Below are 17,357 nucleotides of genomic sequence, written 5' to 3'. Positions count from 1 at the left end.
TTCTTTTTCTTCTTAGCCACGGTGATTTATTGTACCTGGGCTGCGCTTAAGAAATAGCAGCAGCGCCTGTTTCTTCTACTACGTCGGCTCTGCTCACTGTGCGCACTTTGCCCGCTGTGTTCACTGTGCCCGCTGTGTCTGCTGTGCTGCCCCACCCCAGCTCGTCGTCGCGCCACATCCGTGCCCGCCCTGGGTAATTCGTCGCCAGCCACGTCACGCCCTGTCGCGCGGCCCAGCGCACCTCGTCTTCCTTGTCCGCGGTCCAGACATACGTGCCATCGCCAAAGCGACCGATAATGTCCGGACGAATCCGTCCCCGTGCAACGGACAGGCCGTGGGCGTCGACAACATGCAGTGCCTGAAGCCCCGGATTCAGCATGCGTTGATACTCACGTCGCAGCAAAATGCGGTGGATGGCTGGGTTAATCATCTTAAAGCGCACCAGTGACTGGGGGCTGAAGCTGATCAGGTGCACGTGCGCACTATCCGCCAGGCGTGCCCGCTGCAGCTCGTAGTGCAGGGCGTGTTCGACCTTGGGGCCATAACGGTTCGGGTGCTTGGTCTCGATGAATAGCTCTTTCTTTAACGACGCCCCGTCCTCCGCGTCCGCATCGCCAACCCTCTGGCTATGCTCCTGCCCGGCAGCAGTGCGTGAAGAGTTGACATCGTTGAAGAATGTCAGAAGCTCGCGAAGAGTCAGCACCTGCGCTGGCTCCTCGGGTGTACCGACGTTGAGTTCCCGCAGCTCTGCCAGCGTCATTTCGCTGACTACGCCACTTGACTTCGTTGGTTTTTCCACCGCCACGCGGTCGATGGTGCGGTCGTGCAGGCACACGAGTTCCCCGTCGCGTGTTAGACGGATGTCGCACTCGAAGCCATCGGCGCCCCTCTGCTCGGCCAGTTCGTAGGCTGCCAGGGTGTGTTCTGGGCGTTCCTTGGAGGCTCCGCGGTGGGCGACAATTTTCATACCCTCCATTCTTAGTGCGCCGGAGGGCAACCGGCATCCGCTAACAGCGGAGCGAACGCAAGTTTCATCTGTTGTTTACTTACGCAGCCCCGCCGCTTTCAAGAGCTGAGTTAGCTGACTTACCCGAGCAGTCCAGTTTCCTCCATAACCTTGCGCAACACGGTTGCAGAGTGGTCGAACTTTTCTTTCTCCTCGTCGTTTAGCTGCAGCTCGACCGCGTGGCGCACGCCCTGGCGGTTGATCACGGCGGGAGTGCCGATGTAAATATCCTCGAATCCGTACTCCCCTTCCAGCAACGTGGAGATCGGCAGTACAACGTCCTGGTTGCTGAAGACCGCCTGGGTGATGCGCGCCAGCCCCATACCGATGCCGAAGCTGGTGGAGCCCTTGGCCTGGATAATCTCGTAGGCCGCGTCGCGGGTCTTGACGAAAATCTCGTCTACATCCTCGCCTGCGGATTCACCCATCTTTTCGAGTCGGTGGTGAATCGAGGTGCCTGCCACGGAACCTGCCGACAAAACTGGCAATTCGGTATCGCCGTGCTCGCCGATCACGTAGGCATGCACCGAGGTCGGCGCAAGGCCGAAGTACTGCCCCAGTCCATAACGGAAACGGGCGGTATCCAGGATCGTGCCGGAACCGATCACGCGGCTGGAATCCAGTCCGGAAAACTTCCACGTTGCGTAGCTCAGGATGTCCACTGGATTGCTGGCAACCAGGAAAATTCCGTCAAAGCCATGCTCCATCACATCGCCGACGATCTTGCGGAAAATGGAGGTGTTCTTGGCAACGAGGTCGAGTCGGGTCTCCCCCGGCTTCTGCGCCGCACCCGCGCAGATGCAGACCATTGCGGCATCGCGGCAGTCTTCGTAGGTGCCGACAGTCACGCGGGTGTTGTGATGGGACCACGGCACTGCGTGGTTCAGGTCCTGTACGTGACCCCAGGTCTTGCGCTCGTCCAGGTCGATGATGGCGAGGTGATCGGCGAGCCCCTGGTTGACCAGGGTGTATGCATAAGCGATACCAACGTCACCCGCGCCGATCAGGACGATCTTGGAGCCGGGGGTTGGTGCTGCGGTGTTGTTGCGGTTAAGTGGTTGTTCTTGCCCAGTAGATGCCGTCAACGTTTTGGCCTTCTTCCTTGCTAGGTGCTGCTGGTTGCTAGTTGGTAGCTGCCGTTTTTTCTGACGCCACCGGCCAGCATAGCGACACGTCCAACCAACCTCACCTCAAAGGTTTCTGAATATTGAACTTTTGGAATACGGCGTCAATAATTAAGAAGTTCATGAGAAAAAACCTTGCAGGAACAGTTTTTTGCCGTCACACTTGTTGTCACAGGCACTTCCAACGTGTGAAAGGATCAAGAGAAACCATGGCTAAGTACGAACTGCCCGAGCTGGATTACGCTTACGACGCTCTGGAGCCCCACATCTCTGGCGAGATTATGGAGCTGCACCACACCAAGCACCACCAGAACTACGTCAATGGCGCTAATGCTGCTCTGGAAAAGCTGGAGGCCGCCCGTAAGGATGGCTCCATCGCTGGCGTAGTTACCGCACTGTCCAAGGATCTGGCCTTCAACCTGGGTGGCCACACCAACCACTCTCTGTTCTGGAAGAACCTGTCCCCGAATGGCGGCGGCGAGCCAACTGGTGAGCTGGCCGAGGCCATTAACCGTGACTTTGGCTCTTTCGAGGCCTTCAAGGATCACTTCTCCGGCGCTGCTCTGGGTCTGCAGGGCTCCGGTTGGGCGGTTCTGGGTTACGACCACATCGCTGGCAACCTGGTTGTTGAGCAGATGACCGATCAGCATGGTAACCTGTCCATCAACCTGACCCCGCTGCTGCTGCTGGATATGTGGGAGCACGCTTTCTACCTGCAGTACAAGAACGTTAAGGCAGATTACGTCAAGGCTGTCTGGAACGTCTTCAACTGGGATGAGGTTGCCAAGCGCTACGAGGCTGCCAAGAAGTAGCCCGAAGCACTCTACAACTCCATAGCGCTAGAACTACATACATAACTTCATAATTTCCCAACTGAATAAGGCAGGCCCTATATCCGCCGGAGAAAAATTCTGGCAATCGATATGGGGCCTTTTGCGTCCCCAGCCATCAAGGTGGGCGGGGTTTCAACTCACTCGACTCCCACATTCTCGCTCACCCAGCTGAGGAAGCATCCACAGCATGGGTCGGTTTTCATGCCTGGCCTATGCAGACAGTCACTCGCACACTTCCAAGATTGGAGAGAACGATGAAGACTCCGACCACCCACCACACTTTTCGCACCCGTCGTACACGTCTGATCGGCACCGCAATCGCCATGTCCGGTCTGCTGCTGGGCACTGCTGCCTGCGGTGATGAGAAGGCGCCCGAGGACGCAGCGGCTCCCGCCGCATCCGCCAACGTCAAGACGTACAACGCCGCAGCCTCCAGCCCCCGCACAGGCAATGGCGCCCACGGAGCTCAGGATTGCCCGATAGATTCGAACGCTCCGGAGATCACTGAAAACATCAGCAAGCTCCCTCATAACCCTTACGGTTGGAAGCTGACGAATCAGACCAACTACAACCCGTGCTCCGATCTCAGCTACGCGCTGATCACTCAGGCAAGGCAGGGTAATGCTCAATTCGCCACGCAGCTGATGCTCTTCCACAAGGGCAAGTACATCGGCATTGCGTCCGACACGATTCAGCAGACTGAGATCCTCCGCACCACCCCCAACTCCGTCAAGGTGCGTATGCGCGACTGGGAGGCATTGCGCGAATCGGGCGAGGCCAATGTCATGGCCGGCAAGTACTTCTCTGATGTCACCTTCCGCTGGGATGGCAGCAAGGTCGTGCCCGAAGGCCGCATCCCGAACCAGAACCTCCCCAAGGAAATCGGAGGCCACTAAGGTACAAACGCTAGCTAGTCACAGCTAGTCACCCAACACCCCGACGGGGCAGCTCACGCCATTAGAGCCGTGGTTGCAATACCCGTCGGGGTGCTTGTGTAGGTACTGCTGATGCTCATCTTCGGCGAGGTAGTAATTACCGTCACCCGCATTAGCCAGCTCAGCGATTTCGGTAGTGATCTCCCCGAAACCCGCATCGGTAAAGCGCTGCTGCCAACCATCGACGGCTCGTTGCACCCGAGCTAACTGCTCAGCATCCTGGGCGTACACGCAAGAGCGATATTGCGTCCCCACGTCATTGCCCTGGCGATCCCCCTGGGTTGGGTCGTGATTCTCAAAGGCGATCTGCAACAGCTGCTCCACGCTCACTACTGCTTCGTCGAACACGATGCGCACCACTTCCGCATGTCCCGTTCGCCCCGTACACACCTCGCGATAGGCCGGGTTAGTAGTGTAGCCACCCGCGTACCCCACGGAAGTTCCCCACACTCCGTCCACTCCCCAGTACATGCGCTCCACTCCCCAGAAGCAGCCCAATCCGCAGACGATCTGCGCTGGTTTTTGCAGGTTCTCCGCCCAGTAGGCATCCTCTAACCCACTTAGCGGGGTTCCCAGCACCACATTCGGCTGCGGATCCGCCAACACAGGAGTCCGACCGCCCTTTAGTGCGTCCTCCGGGCCGACCCGCTCGGCCCGATACGGCCCTTGGGCGTTGAGCGCCATGATGCGGTCAAAGAAGTTGGTCATGCTCGGATACTCTCCCTCTTGCGCTTCTTACTTTATTGACGCCGCAGTTCCTGTAGCCCCGGCGCGCCCCTTCGCAGCCACGCGCGAACTGTCGAGGTAGCTACGCAGTCATCGGCGTTGTAGCGCTCCAGCTTACGCCGGGCGGCTTGCGCAGTGCCGCGAGATCCGCCGATGGCCTGCTCAAAAAGCTCCACCGCAGCCTTTCCGTTAATGCCGGCCTGACTGAATTCAAAGCCTGCCAGCGGAGCCACCGTCTTTAATCCCAGAGAATCCGTGGGCGCCAGTGCTTTCTTCACTAAGCTAAAGCAATCGCACCAGTGTTCTGAGGCGATGAAGGCATTGACTTGCTCCAGCGTTGGCATTGTTACCTGTTGGTTCATCCCATCGATCTTGTAGCGGCGCCCACCATAGCGCTCGGCTGCGTGGCGTAGCCAGTAGTTTTCCCCCTGGGCTGCGTACACCCAAACTTGGAAGTTTTTGCCAGCGGCCACCGCGTGGTCTTTGCGTGCTTGCATCCAATGCCAAAACTCCGCAACGTGCTGGCCTTCGTCTCCCTCGCGGCTAAAGTCTCCGAAACCGATATAGCGCGAACCGTCGAAGGTTCCCCAGAGGAATGTGCCACGGTTCGGGTGGGCCTCCATATCCACGTCGATCTCCACCCAGTCCCGCAGGCCACCGTCAGTGTTTCGCTTTGCTCCACCCCACAGTTCCGGTTGTTCGAACCAGCGTTCCTGTGGACGGCGAAGTGCAGCCTGCCCGTCCATCCATGCCTGTGCTAACTGCGGATGTTCCCCATTGCCCGAGGCCGCCAGCTGCGGAAGGGTTTCAATCCCCTTCTCTCGCCAGTTCCGGGCTTTATCCCCCGGCAACAACAGACTGATTTCTAGTTCCTGCAGAAGCTGAGCTCGGCAGTGGTTGTGAAACTCGCAAGCCTGGCACTCCTTAATCCGCCGCGGACCGCTCGGAATCGGTTCTTCCAACGCAGCCTGCAATCCGGGGAGGACAGAGGGGGCGTCAAAAAAGAAACAGCGTGGCCTACCGGGCCCGGCGCGGCCGATCAGCGCCACGGTGTCGGCTGCAAAGCCCCACTGCTGGAGCACAACGTGAGCCATGGCGACCTTTTGAGCATCTCCGGCAGCGGCGCGGTGGCGAAAATTGATCGGGACGGGCACTGCTAACCCCAATGCGCCGATGTCCGTTACCCGACAGTCCGCAAGCTGCGTGGACTTCGCGCGGCGCGCCACGGAATGCGAAGATATGGCGACGGGCGTGTACTGCATAAACTCGTCGACCCCCTTGCCGAGGTCGGCGCGGACCAGGAGGTCCAGCTCCACACGAAAAGATCCTTCGGCCACAACGGGTCGCGTAATCAAACGCACCCCGGCAGCCATCGCTTCCAGAGTTTGTTCAACGGCTGTTTCGGGATCAGCCGGGTCGATATCCACCCGGCTGGGGAATACCTTGTCGCCTATGCGCGGCACATTGGGAAGGCATTGGAAAACCATCTCCCGGCGAATCGTCGCATTGACCTTGTGCTGGATCGCCTCGGTGTAAGCCTCGAGGTCTTGCGGAATGTGGAGACGCGGGGCAGCCTGTTGTGTCTGCTGTTTTTGTTGTGCTTGCGGATCTTTGTGACGCCGAAGTGCCGCACGGTGGCGGCAGCCCACTAGGTCACGGGGGCTGAGCGGCGGAAGTTCTTCAAGCAGGCTCACAATAGTTTCTAAGCCTAGCGCGTTGGCCGGTTGGGTTGCGCGCCTCCCCAGGGTGTCGAAGTACAGTGAAGCGCGTACAGTAAAGATGTTTGTTAAGTAATCTGGTTGAACAGTAAGACAGATCAATTCGCATCGGAGTGACATGGGACTGCTCAGCGGTATGCGCAAGCGCCGTCAGGAAAAGAAGGCCATCCAAAAGGCTGCGAAGGTTCGCGCCAAGGCACAGGTAAAGGCCGACTCTAAGCTAGAAAAGCGCAAGGAAGCCTACCTGCGTAAGACGGCCAAACAGGTGCGCAAGATGGATGCCAAGGAGCTCAAGGCGCAGCGCAAGCACAACGAGAAGATGGCGAAGGCCTCTCTGGAGCAAATCAAGGCCGGTCGTTTTAATTCCAAGAGGGTGCTCCGGGTCGTCGGCGCCGCCCGCGTTGCCGCACCTTTTGCGATCCCGCTGTTCTACCGCAGCGTGACCATGCTGCAGGAGGCCTCGAACGACGCTGCCGCCCGTCGCATGGGCCTGACCCCCAAGGCCAACGCACAATTCCCTGGTGACGGTGGAATGCAGCAGGCACGCATCAAGAAGATCCGCCAGTCCTTGGACAAGAGTGTTCCTGGTGGCTTTGCAAAGGACATCTCCGATCGTCTTGACGACCTGGATAAGGCTATCGAGAACTCGAAGTCCATGGACACGGGTCCGGGTAAGCGCGTGCTGCGCTCCGTCTCCAATGAGCTGGACTTGGTAGAGGCACAGCTCAAGGCCAAGAAAAAGTAGAATCCAGCTTTGGACCCTTGTCCAGCAAAACTCAACTGAGCGTGGTTTCATAAGGGTTATGACGAACAACCCTCAGGAACATTCCACTCCGGCTCAGTCCGGGCAATTTACTCGCCGTCAGGTTCTCCAGACTGGCGCCGCCGGTGCAGCTGCAGTTGGCATCGGCACCGTCGCTGCTAATTCCACTGCTTCCGCCGCTCCGCTCGGTTCGTCGAAGCCAGCGGACAAGCCGATCAATATGAAGATGGGAAAGGCGGCCTTCCAACATGGCGTTGCATCCGGCGACCCTTATCCCGACAGTGTGCTGCTGTGGACCCGCGTGACCTCTAATGAGAACGACTACCCGGGCCTGGAGAAGGGCAACGCCACCACCGTGAAGTGGGAACTTGCCACCGATAGCAAGTTCACCCAGATCGTTACCTCTGGCACCGCGAAGGCAGAACCCTCGCGCGACATGACGGTGAAGGTCGAGGCACGCGGCCTGAAGCCTTACACCGGCTACTTCTACCGCTTCACCACCACCGATGGCCCGCGCAAGGGTCAGACCTCCCCGGTTGGCCAAACCCGCACCGCACCGGCTCGGGGCGCGGACATCTCCGAACTTCGCTTCGCCCTGTTCAGCTGCTCCAACTGGGAGGCTGGCTACTTCAGCGCATACCGCGACATGGCTAAGCGTGGCGATATCGATTACGCCCTGCACGTCGGCGACTACATCTACGAGTACCCACGCGGTGAGTACACGGGAAAGACCGGTTCGGTTCGCCTGCACGAGCCGGCTAACGAGATCGTCTCCCTGGCTGATTACCGCCAGCGCTACGCGCTACACCACACCGACGCTGACCTGCAGGCTGCGCACGCTGTTTGCCCGTGGATCGTCACCTGGGATGACCACGAGGTCGCAAACGACAACTGGGCGCACGGTGCGGAGAATCACCAGCCCAACAAGGAGCGCGACTTCCACGCCCGCCGCAACAACGCGATGCAGGCATACCTCGAATGGTTGCCGATTCGCGCCACCCCGCTGTCTGAAAAGGGCCACATCTACCGGAACCTATCCTTCGGCAACCTGGTTGAGCTGAACATGCTGGACCTGCGCACCTACCGCAACGAAAAGCCCAGCTTCACCTCCGCTCGCAAGACTGACGACGCCTCCCGCAGTATGCTTGGCTCTGAACAGTTCGGATGGCTGACCAAGAAGCTGTCCACCTCCACGGCCCGCTGGAACTTCATCGGCAACTCCGTAATGTTCAGCCCGGTGCTGATCCCGCCGCTGGATCCGCAGGCCACCAGGGCTGTCACGCAGCTGCTGGGGCTGCCGGAGGAGGGCATGCCGTACAACTTTGACCAGTGGGATGGCTACGCCGCAGAACGTCGCCGCGTGATCAAGTACTTGATGGACAACAAGATCCGCAACACCGTGTGGCTCACGGGCGATATTCACTCTTCGTGGGCTAACGATATTCCGGCTGTCCCGGGCACGTACCCGAACGGCGGCACCGCCGGCGTCGAAATCGTCTGCACCTCCGTCACCTCGTCCAACATCGACGACATCCTAAAGCTGCCGGAGGATAACGCTCTGTCCCACACCGTGGAGTACGCGTTTACAAACATGAACCGCCACGTGAAGTACCTGGACTTCGACTCCCACGGCTACACGGTCGTGCGCGTGACGAAGGACGCAGTGGATGCTAACTGGTTGGCTCTCGGACCAGACGGCAAGCTCAAGCCGAATCAGCCGCTGCACTTCGCCAAGGCTGCAAGCACCAAGTGGGGCGAGGGCATCCACACGTCCAATGTACGCATTGACCCGGCTCAGCACTCCGCTCGCTAATCCGAGTTAGGCTGCCTCTTAAATACCCTCAGGTTCACCCCTGGGGGTATTTTTCTATTTATCTCTTTCTTTACGACGCCTCATTTCCAGCATTTTTATCATTAAAATACTAATTCATTTTCATTCCATTGAAATTTGTTGATCTAGCGCTACACTTGTTACTGAAAAACATTGGCCTAGGCCACAAACCCTTTAACTGGAAGGAATATACAGATGGCTCGCCGCGAAATTACCCAGTTCTTCGATGATCTAGACGACACGCCACTTTCCGAGGACGAAGTCAACGTTGTTGACTTCAGCCTCAATGGCATCGATTACACCCTTGATTTGTCCGCTAAGAACCGTGATGCTTTTGACAAGGCTTTGGCTCCCTTTGTCCAGGTTGCACGCCGCAAGACCCGTGGCGGCGCCGCTGGCCGTCGCACGGCAAACCGAAGCGCCAATCCAGAGCGCAACCGTATGATCCGCGAATGGGCACGAGAGAATAACGTGGAAGTCTCCGAGCGAGGCCGCATTTCCGCCGATGTCATCGAGAAGTTCGAAAAGGCGCAGGGCAAGTAAAAAGCGACGATAAATCCCGCTTAAACAGGAGATTCGAGGTTTGTCGAAGTTGGGGCGTCATAAAGCGAAAAAGGCATCTCTCGCGCTCGTAGCAGGGGTCGCACTGGCCTTTAGCGTAAGTGCCTGCGGGGGCGAATCGGGGGACGATTCCCCAACATCCGAATCTTCAACGGAGCGCACCGTCGATCCGGTAAAGGGAACAGATCTTCCTATCGAGGCAGCACCAGAGCATGTGGGTCAAGGCGGCCAAGAGGTGTGCCCCTACCTGAACGGCGAGTGGTTGCAGAACACCAACGGTCAGCGCTTGACCGGCACGGGTACCGACGAACGCTTCGATCCGCCTGCCTGCGTGTTCTGGTCCTACGAAGATTACCCACAGGCCACGGTAATGGTCAGGCACATGCGCACTAATTCGGATGCCATAGCCGTGGTGGATCACGCTGCACCGATCGATTCCACGCTGAAGGCCCTCGAGCCAAAGGGGTGGAGCGGCGGGCGTCGCGGTGGTGACGGCAAGTCCGGCGCGGTGTACGCAGTGTGGAAGGACGAAACGGCGGTCGTGGTGACCACGGCTCAGGAACAGTCCGTGAAGGCTCAGAAGATCGCCGAAGAGACGATCAAGAACCTTAAGCTCTAGGTTCGCTAGATTTCTCTAGGTCTTGTTCTAGTCAGGTTCTAAGTATCGCTGGCGATTCGTAGCAGTCCCTCGGTGACTCCCACGTCAGTCCAGGGCATCATTGGGCCGATCCAGGGGAATACGACTTCCATCAATAGGAAAAAGATCCCCACTAATAGCGCCAAAACGATGAATAGTTTGACCCACCACGGCCCCGGCAGGTTCCGCCATAGCATTGCGTACATTTAGGCTCCCTCCGTCAATTCTTTGGGCATCTTCCCATCCTTCTTGGACTCGGAACGAACGAGAGCCGCGTGGACGATCATGCGCTCCTTATTGGAAAACTGCGGGTGGCAAGTAGTCATCGTCAGCAGTGCAGCATCGTCCGGATGCACCTCAATACGCGACTGGCCGGGAATAGGATTAATGACGTTAATGTCGTTCGGGGTGGTGATATAGCGGCCATTAACACCCGCATATTCACCGCTAGACACTTTCTGCGCCAACTCGGGGGACATACACTTCTCAGCCTCCGACTTGCGATTACCAGGAGCCGCATCGATGGGCAGCACGCGATAAATATTCCAACTTCCTGCAGTTTCCACCACAACGGAATCGCAGGTCTTTAGCAGGCCGAGGTCATTGAAGGGGGAGCCACGGCCCACTCGGTGACCGGCCATGGCGAAGTTTCCAGGCTGACCGGGCGCCTGACTGTCCTGATAGTGCCCGGGCCCCTTGGACAGGTCTCCATCGGCGACCCCCTTGACCACGGAGAAATTGAAATCCGAACCGAAAGAAGGGATAAACAGGCGCGCAAACGCGGTACCTTCCGCCGGCTCAGTTAATGGGCGGGGGTTCTTCTCGTCCCACTGCTCATCTAACTGATGGGCAACGGCTGCCTGCTCGCGACCGGATTGGATATCCGTCCAAAAGACGTCCCAGAAACCAAAAAGTAGGGCAACTACACCGAACGTAATAAGGATTTCGCCAAAAACACTAATCGGGTCGAGTCGTGTTTTTGCCTGGCGCCGGTGCTTTCCCATGCGTCACATGGTACTACGTTTAGGCATTATTTCCGGTGTTAGCTACAGGCTCTTTCGTTTCTCCCACGCTTCTCCCCCACCACTCCCACGACACAGCCTATCCCGCAACTACCTGAGGTGGCGAGTAAGCTCGCCTGCATGAAGATAGTCGAGTATCCCGTTGCCCTATTCCTCAAGGCATGGCATTACCTATTCGCCGATATTTTCGGTTGGGATGCGGCTCAATCTTGGTTGCTGGCACTTGTTCTCATGATCGTCACCGTACGCGGTCTGCTTTTGCCTTTTGTTTATCGGCAGGCTTATTCCAGCCGCATTCTGGTGAACATTCGTCCTAAGGTTTATCGCTTAGAGCAGGAATACAGCGACAATACGCCGGAGGCTCGCAAGGAACTGTCCAAGAAGCGGCGCGAACTGCAAAAAGAGCACGAATACCGTTTTTCGGATGGTTGTGTTCCTATGCTTGTGCAGCTCCCCGTGCTGTTGGGTCTGTACCGCATGCTTATCCACGTCACCAGTCCGGATCCGGAGGTTAATGCGTCGGTCAATGGCTTCGGCCCGCTGAATGCCGAAGAGGTTCAATCGTTGCTCTCCGCGAAGCTTTTCGACGTACCACTCGCTGCCTATGTGCAGATGTCGGAGTCGCAGTTCGCGGAGATTCATACCACTATGGATCAAGTCTTTTGGGTCGTATTCCCCATGGCCATCGTGGCTGCAGTCTTTACGACCTCCAACTGGGCGTACTCGATGTACCGCAATTACCTCACGGTGGATCACAATTCCGCAATGGCTCGGTGGCTTCTCAAGCTCATGTGGCTCATCGGCCCCATCGTGCTTATCGCCCCGTTTACCATTGCCCTGGGTGCGGTTGGCCCGGTGGCGCTGATGGTCTACTGGGTGGGTAACAACCTATGGACCACCGCGCAGACGATATCCATCCAGCGGATTCTAGACCGCAAGATCCCCTACTCCGAAGAGTTCCTTGAGCACCGCAATGCTATGAAGGAGAAACACGTCGAGCGGAAGAAGGAAAAGAAGCTGGCGCGCAAGTCCAAGAAGAATGGGCAGCCCACCGCGATCGCAGAGCAGGAAAAGCCTGCTGCGGAAGATCAGAATAACTAGATGTTATAGCTCATTGGCACCGTCAATAGCAGTTGCTTCGCCAGCCCCCGCGCGGTCTCCAGAGGCACAGTATTGCGGGACATTTTGGCGCCGCTCAGGCCACCGTCCATGAAGACCATGAGCTGGTCAGCGAGTGTTTGTGAAGCATAGCCGAAGCGTTCGGTGAGTAGCTCGGCCATCGTGTCACGGCACCAGCGACGGTATTCCATCGCAGCGTCGCGGATACGTTGTTCCGAGTCAGTCTGGGGGCGTGGGTATTCGCTGGCGGCGTTTTGAAAGTGGGAACCACGGAAATTGTTGTCAGGCTCCTGCTGTATGCACAGATCGAAAAAGGCGATGATGCGATCCTCCGGGCTCTCCCGTGGATCCGCCAGTTCGTGCCAGTCAGCTCGCCATTTTTGATCCAGTTCCTGTAGGTATGCCACCACCAGGTTGTCCTTGGAACCGAACAGCGAGTAAAGGCTGGCCTTTGCCACGTCTGCATCGCGCAGGATGCGATCAATACCGATCACACGGATTCCCTGCGTCGTAAACAGGTTCGTGGCGCTGGCCAACAGACGTTGGCGTGGTCCGGGACGATTGCGGCGACTCGATCGCGTCGCTTGTTTCGTGGCCTTCTTAGTTGTTTTCTTCGCCGCAGACTTCTTTGCCGCGGTTTTGGTAGGCGCCTTTTTTGTTGACGCCCCGTCGTGTGCAGCGGCGGAGGAGTCAGTAGAGGTTGCGGAGCCCGCCGTGCGGGAATTTTCCTCTGCGGTTGCCATCTACCTAACTCCTTATCGTAAAGATCGTAAAGATCTATTTGAAAGCTTTGGGGCGCTCGTACCAGCCCCAAGTTTACAAAATCCTGCAAAGCCCATTGGACTCTACAGGATCTGAATTATATAGCCAGCAATTGCCGGCAATTTTCTACTTGTGCTTCTTGTCCTTCGGACGGACAACCATCATTGGGCACGGTGCATACTGCAGCAGGGTGCGGGAGGTTGATCCCAGCAGCATTCCCTTGAAGCCGCCGCGTCCGTGAGAACCGACAATCAACAGCTGAGCATCCTTCGCTGCCTCGGTCAGGGACTGTACTGGACGTTCGCGCTCAACGATCTCCTCGACCTGTACGCTCGGGTACTCCTTGATGAGATCCTTCAGCTCGTCTTCCATCATGTCCTGGCGCTCGACGATCATCCGATCCATCTGGTTCTGGGCGTCCACCAGGCCTACATAGGAAGTGTGGATCTGGTTATCCGTCCAGGAGTGGATTGCGCGCAGCAGGGCGCCACGAGCCTCGGCCTCACGGAAGGCGATCTTCAGAGCTTGGCGGGAAATCTCGGAGCCATCCACGCCGACCACAACCGGGCCGTATTTATTGTCAGCGGTGACGTCGTTGTCCTTGCGCACAACCACTACAGGACAATCAGCGTGAGAAACTACGGCGCTGGAGACAGAACCCATAACCAGGCCAGACAGGCCGCCCAGGCCACGCGATCCCATAACGATCATTTCTGCGGTCTCAGATAGATCCAGCAGAGTATCGATCGGAGCGCCTTCCTTAACCAGGTAGCTGACCTCAATGTCGGAGCTAAAGTCGGTGACGATCTTGCGGGCGTTTTCAATCTTGTCGCCAGCTTCGCTCTCGAGCTCGTCGTACAGCTCCTGCGGCGGAACCATTCCGTCGGCGTACATGAACTGAGGCATGGTATAGGCGCTCACCAGCTTCAGCGGCTGCTTGCGCTTCAGGGCAGCGTTTGCAGCCCAGCGAACGGCCTCGTTGCTGGCGTCTGAGCCATCAACTGCGACGATGATTTCCTTATCGCTCGTGGTAGCCATTGGGGAAACGATCCTTCCTTGCAGGGGGATTTTTCGATTGATCCTCTAACACTTTCCATTATCCTCAAAAGCCCTAATGAATGCAGAAAAGGCGCCCATTTGCCCCTATTCTCGGGACAATGTGGACACCTTGTGAGTGGAAATTTAAGTAGTCGTTTAGTCGTCGTGTGGTAGTCGTGGCAGTTGCGCGATAGGCGCAAACCTTTTCCTTTAAGGAAAACTAGCCCCGAGTGTTGGGCAGCGGAACGTCGTCAGCAGCGGGTGCGTTGGAGGGAGAGAAGAACTCGAGGAGGGTGCGGAAGATGTTCAGCAGAACACCGCCAAGCTCGCTCTTGAACAGGTTGGTCAGGGAACCGGTAATTGCAGCAATATCCATGCCGGGTAGCATATCGGATTGATGGGACCGTTACCAGTAAAAAAGGGGCTTAATCCTACGCGGATTCTTGTTCCCCCAGCTACCGACACGCCGTGGGTGGCAAAAGATTTTTTGTGGCACCTCATTTCCGCCCAACGCCACCGAGCAAAAGATGATAATTTTAGCGCCGTTTTAGAACGCTTCGCCGCTGGCGAAGTACGCCTCGACTCCGGTGAGCCACTCGCACCCGACGATATTCTGCGCCCCGGTAGTTTTATCAATTTCTATCGTCGCCCCGCACCCGAACGCCCCGTGCCGGGTGAGATCGCGGTGCTTCACCAGGATGCGGATATCGTTGTCGTTGATAAGCCACCATTTCTCGCCACTCTCCCGCGCGGTCAGCACATTACGGAAACTGCTTTGGTAAAGACACGGGTACAGCTCGGCATTCCGGAGCTTTCCCCCTCCCATCGCCTCGACCGCTTGACCCGTGGGGTGCTGCTAATGACCGCCCGTCCGGAGATCCGGGGTGCCTATCAGACGATGTTCGAGCGCCGTATCCCCCACAAGGTCTACGAGGCACTTACTCCTCTCCCCGAGGAGACCCCCTTCGACCCTATTGCCCCACTGGCTGCCTGGCGCTCGTGGGATCTTCCGACACCAGAGCATCCGTGGCAGCTGGAGCACAGCATGTCCAAAACACGCGGGCATCTCAGCACAATCTTGACCGCGGGACCTCCGAATGCCGTCACGCTTGTTACTGGTCTGCGTACGGAGCAGCGCGATGGTCGCGAAGTCTTGGTCTGGCGCCTGGAGCCACGTACCGGCAAAACGCACCAATTGCGAGTCGTGCTACGTTCGCTGGGCCTGCCGATCATCAACGACCCTTTGTATAGCGATCTTTCGGATGACGCTCTCTTTAGTATGGACGCCCCAACTCCCCGGCCGGTTTACGTGGAAGACGAGGACTTTGCTACCCCCATGGGTCTTATTGCAAAGGAGCTTCACTTCCCCGATCCACTGACCGGTGAACCGCGGACATTTATTAGCCGCTATTAGAGGCGGGGGCTCGCGTCAGTCTTCCAGCTCCACTGTTACGCCCCGCAGAATACGAGCCGTATAGAGGGAACCAACTGCCAGCACGATGACGACTAATGCAGAAATGAGAGCATAGGCCTGTGAGTAGGCCGTATCGGCTGCAGCGAGGAGGGGGTCTGCCCAGCTTGCCTCTGCAGCGTGTGTCAGGTGCACCGCCGAGTGCAGGCTCTCCTGTGCCTCCGCAGGAGCGTCTGTGGGAATGTTAATCAGCAGTGAATAGAAAAATGTCACGAGGCTTCCAAGCACCGCTATTGAGGTTAGTGAACCGAACTCATAGCTAACTTCCTCTACTGCTGAGGCCATTCCCGCTCGGTGGCTCGGCACACCTGACACCATCGCAATGGAGGCTACCGACATCACAGCGCCGAGCCCCACGCCCATGATGAATTGGCCACTGAGAAGAAGGGGCGTCGATCCCACAAGACCGTAAAGGCACAGAACTACGCCCCCGAGCGTGGCAACCCCCATTCCTCCGGCGATCAGCCGTCTAATGCCGAGACTGGCTAAGCGCGCTCCTGCGTAGATCGACGTCACCAATGCACCCAATGCAGCAAAGGTCACGTACACGCCCGAACGCAACGGGCTAAGGCCATCGGCGAGCTGCAGCTTCTGAGTGGTGATATATTGCAACCCCGCAAGCGCGAACATCGACAAGGCTGCGCCAAGAGCCCCGGAGCGGAAAGCTGGGTAACGGAAAATGTCGAGGGTAATTAGGGGTTGTGCAATTATTTCTTGACGCCGCGCGAAGGCCCATCCGCCGGCGAAGAACAGTACGACAGCAACCCCAATGACTGGCCAGTTCTGTGGTACGTGAGTGCTCTCTTTAATGACGAGAACGGCACTGACGAGGGTAACCATTGCATATATAGAAGAGACCAGATCCCAGTGTTTATTGGGATTTGGATTCTCGGATATAGATACAAAAGGAAGAGCCACCAGGGCAGCAAGGACAAGCGGAACGTTGACGAGGAAGCACGATCCCCACCAAAATGCTTCGAGGAGCAATCCGCCGACGATGGGGCCAAGAGCCGCAGAGATGGTAGAAAGGCTCGCCCAGATTCCTATGGCCAGATTAAGCTCTCGGGGATTGGTAAAAGTCAATCGAATGAGTGACAGAGTCGAGGGCATCATAATTGCCGCACCCACTGCCAACAGTGCGCGGCCGAGAATAAGGACGGCGGCACTATAGGAAAAGGCAGCCAAGAAGGATGCCACACCGAAGATAATCAGTCCGGTAATGAACATTCGACGGTGACCGATCTTGTCTCCGAGAGTCCCGGTACCGAGCAAAAGGCCAGCGATGACGACAGGGTAGGCGTTGACAATCCACAGTTGTTGGGTACTGGTTGCGCCAAGGTCCTCAACCAGACTGGGAAGCACCGTATAGAGGATCGTATTGTCGAGCGTAATTATGGTGATGCCTACGCAAACTACAGCGAGGAGTAGCCAGCGTTGGAGTGGTGAATTTGTAGCTGGCTTATCAGTCATGGTTAAAACTCTACCAATCCGAATTTGGGCATAAAAAAGGGAGTGTGTGCGAATTAACGCACACACTCCCTCAATCATTCAGTTTAAGTGCCGGCGGTGACTTACTCTCCCACACCCTCCCAGGTGCAGTACCATCAGCGCAGGTAGGCTTAGCTTCCGGGTTCGGAAAGGGACCGGGCGTGACCCCACCGCTAACAACCACCGACAAACCAATAATCAGAACAAAACACACACCCAACCAAACCCCAGGGTTCGCTGGTGTGTAGTGCCGTTCCAGACACTGCATAACAAACGCGAGTACACAACCCTTGCGACAAAAACCACTTTTAAACGTCAAAGCA

At 57.3% G+C, this 17,357-nt stretch carries 18 protein-coding genes and 1 rRNA gene; 8 read left to right on the top strand and 11 right to left on the bottom strand.

The annotated features are described in order from the left end of the window. Positions 1-46 precede the first annotated feature (46 nt). Together AC05K6_RS03065 and AC05K6_RS03060 are read right to left on the bottom strand one after the other, a co-directional pair. On the bottom strand, positions 47-967 hold the full coding sequence (locus AC05K6_RS03065) for a glycerophosphodiester phosphodiesterase (protein ID WP_476727734.1): 921 nt from the start codon (positions 965-967) through the stop codon (positions 47-49). A gap of 119 nt (positions 968-1,086) precedes the next feature. After that, positions 1,087-2,091, bottom strand: coding sequence for an L-lactate dehydrogenase (locus AC05K6_RS03060; protein ID WP_448306807.1), 1,005 nt, complete (start codon positions 2,089-2,091; stop codon positions 1,087-1,089). A gap of 248 nt (positions 2,092-2,339) precedes the next feature. Here AC05K6_RS03060 and AC05K6_RS03055 point away from each other — a divergent pair, with 248 nt between their 5' ends. Next, positions 2,340-2,942, top strand: a complete 603-nt coding sequence (locus tag AC05K6_RS03055) for a superoxide dismutase (RefSeq protein ID WP_293790415.1) — start codon at positions 2,340-2,342, stop codon at positions 2,940-2,942. A 275-nt stretch (positions 2,943-3,217) separates the two neighbouring features. Beyond that, positions 3,218-3,859, top strand: a complete 642-nt coding sequence (locus tag AC05K6_RS03050; protein WP_239388109.1) for an LppP/LprE family lipoprotein — start codon at positions 3,218-3,220, stop codon at positions 3,857-3,859. Between the two features lie 24 nt (positions 3,860-3,883). Here the strand turns inward: AC05K6_RS03050 and msrA are convergent, their stop codons facing one another. Together msrA and AC05K6_RS03040 are read right to left on the bottom strand one after the other, a co-directional pair. Beyond that, positions 3,884-4,606, bottom strand: coding sequence for a peptide-methionine (S)-S-oxide reductase MsrA (msrA, locus tag AC05K6_RS03045; protein ID WP_476727733.1), 723 nt, complete (start codon positions 4,604-4,606; stop codon positions 3,884-3,886). A gap of 32 nt (positions 4,607-4,638) precedes the next feature. After that, positions 4,639-6,318 (bottom strand): TM0106 family RecB-like putative nuclease, encoded by a 1,680-nt coding sequence (locus tag AC05K6_RS03040; RefSeq protein WP_476727732.1) that lies wholly within the window; start codon positions 6,316-6,318, stop codon positions 4,639-4,641. A gap of 142 nt (positions 6,319-6,460) precedes the next feature. Between AC05K6_RS03040 and AC05K6_RS03035 the strand changes: the two genes are divergently transcribed. The 4 genes from AC05K6_RS03035 (at position 6,461) to AC05K6_RS03020 (ending at position 10,116) form a co-directional block, all read left to right on the top strand. Then, positions 6,461-7,087 (top strand): DUF6474 family protein, encoded by a 627-nt coding sequence (locus AC05K6_RS03035; RefSeq protein WP_448306799.1) that lies wholly within the window; start codon positions 6,461-6,463, stop codon positions 7,085-7,087. 58 nt (positions 7,088-7,145) lie between these two features. After that, complete coding sequence (locus AC05K6_RS03030) at positions 7,146-8,918, top strand: alkaline phosphatase D family protein (RefSeq protein ID WP_476727731.1); 1,773 nt, start codon at positions 7,146-7,148, stop codon at positions 8,916-8,918. Between the two features lie 213 nt (positions 8,919-9,131). Further along, complete coding sequence (locus AC05K6_RS03025; protein WP_473963972.1) at positions 9,132-9,479, top strand: histone-like nucleoid-structuring protein Lsr2; 348 nt, start codon at positions 9,132-9,134, stop codon at positions 9,477-9,479. A 49-nt stretch (positions 9,480-9,528) separates the two neighbouring features. After that, positions 9,529-10,116, top strand: coding sequence for a DUF2020 domain-containing protein (locus tag AC05K6_RS03020; protein ID WP_448307149.1), 588 nt, complete (start codon positions 9,529-9,531; stop codon positions 10,114-10,116). A gap of 38 nt (positions 10,117-10,154) precedes the next feature. Here the strand turns inward: AC05K6_RS03020 and AC05K6_RS03015 are convergent, their stop codons facing one another. Both AC05K6_RS03015 and AC05K6_RS03010 read right to left on the bottom strand, forming a co-directional pair. Continuing rightward, a complete protein-coding gene (locus AC05K6_RS03015; protein ID WP_476727730.1) occupies positions 10,155-10,340 on the bottom strand; it encodes a hypothetical protein in 186 nt (61 codons plus the stop codon). After that, the gene (locus AC05K6_RS03010; RefSeq protein WP_293790391.1) at positions 10,341-11,138 is read right to left on the bottom strand and encodes a class E sortase; all 798 of its coding nucleotides are present in this window, start codon (positions 11,136-11,138) and stop codon (positions 10,341-10,343) included. It abuts the gene before it with no gap. Between the two features lie 138 nt (positions 11,139-11,276). Here AC05K6_RS03010 and yidC point away from each other — a divergent pair, with 138 nt between their 5' ends. Continuing rightward, complete coding sequence (gene yidC / locus AC05K6_RS03005) at positions 11,277-12,257, top strand: membrane protein insertase YidC (RefSeq protein ID WP_293790388.1); 981 nt, start codon at positions 11,277-11,279, stop codon at positions 12,255-12,257. Here yidC and AC05K6_RS03000 read toward each other — a convergent pair. The 3 genes from AC05K6_RS03000 to AC05K6_RS02990 form a co-directional block, all read right to left on the bottom strand. Next, the gene (locus AC05K6_RS03000; protein WP_448306791.1) at positions 12,254-13,018 is read right to left on the bottom strand and encodes a TetR/AcrR family transcriptional regulator; all 765 of its coding nucleotides are present in this window, start codon (positions 13,016-13,018) and stop codon (positions 12,254-12,256) included. The genes yidC and AC05K6_RS03000 overlap by 4 nt on opposite strands. 145 nt (positions 13,019-13,163) lie before the next feature. Then, positions 13,164-14,075 (bottom strand): universal stress protein, encoded by a 912-nt coding sequence (locus AC05K6_RS02995; RefSeq protein WP_293790382.1) that lies wholly within the window; start codon positions 14,073-14,075, stop codon positions 13,164-13,166. Positions 14,076-14,295: 220 nt separating this feature from the next. Next, positions 14,296-14,451 (bottom strand): hypothetical protein, encoded by a 156-nt coding sequence (locus AC05K6_RS02990; RefSeq protein WP_448306787.1) that lies wholly within the window; start codon positions 14,449-14,451, stop codon positions 14,296-14,298. A 21-nt stretch (positions 14,452-14,472) separates the two neighbouring features. Between AC05K6_RS02990 and AC05K6_RS02985 the strand changes: the two genes are divergently transcribed. Then, positions 14,473-15,489 carry a pseudouridine synthase gene (locus AC05K6_RS02985; protein WP_476727729.1) on the top strand — a complete coding sequence of 339 codons (1,017 nt, stop codon included), beginning with the start codon at positions 14,473-14,475 and terminating at the stop codon, positions 15,487-15,489. A 15-nt stretch (positions 15,490-15,504) separates the two neighbouring features. On the opposite strand, the gene AC05K6_RS02980 is transcribed toward AC05K6_RS02985, so the two are convergent. Together AC05K6_RS02980 and rrf are read right to left on the bottom strand one after the other, a co-directional pair. Beyond that, complete coding sequence (locus tag AC05K6_RS02980) at positions 15,505-17,016, bottom strand: MFS transporter (protein ID WP_476727728.1); 1,512 nt, start codon at positions 17,014-17,016, stop codon at positions 15,505-15,507. 88 nt (positions 17,017-17,104) lie between these two features. Beyond that, positions 17,105-17,222, bottom strand: a 5S ribosomal RNA gene (rrf, locus tag AC05K6_RS02975). Positions 17,223-17,357 lie beyond the last annotated feature (135 nt).

The organism is Corynebacterium sp. TUM25020, assembly GCF_056388495.1.
The sequence above is the reverse complement of the archived record's forward strand: the minus strand, read 5'-3'. Positions and strand labels throughout refer to the sequence as shown.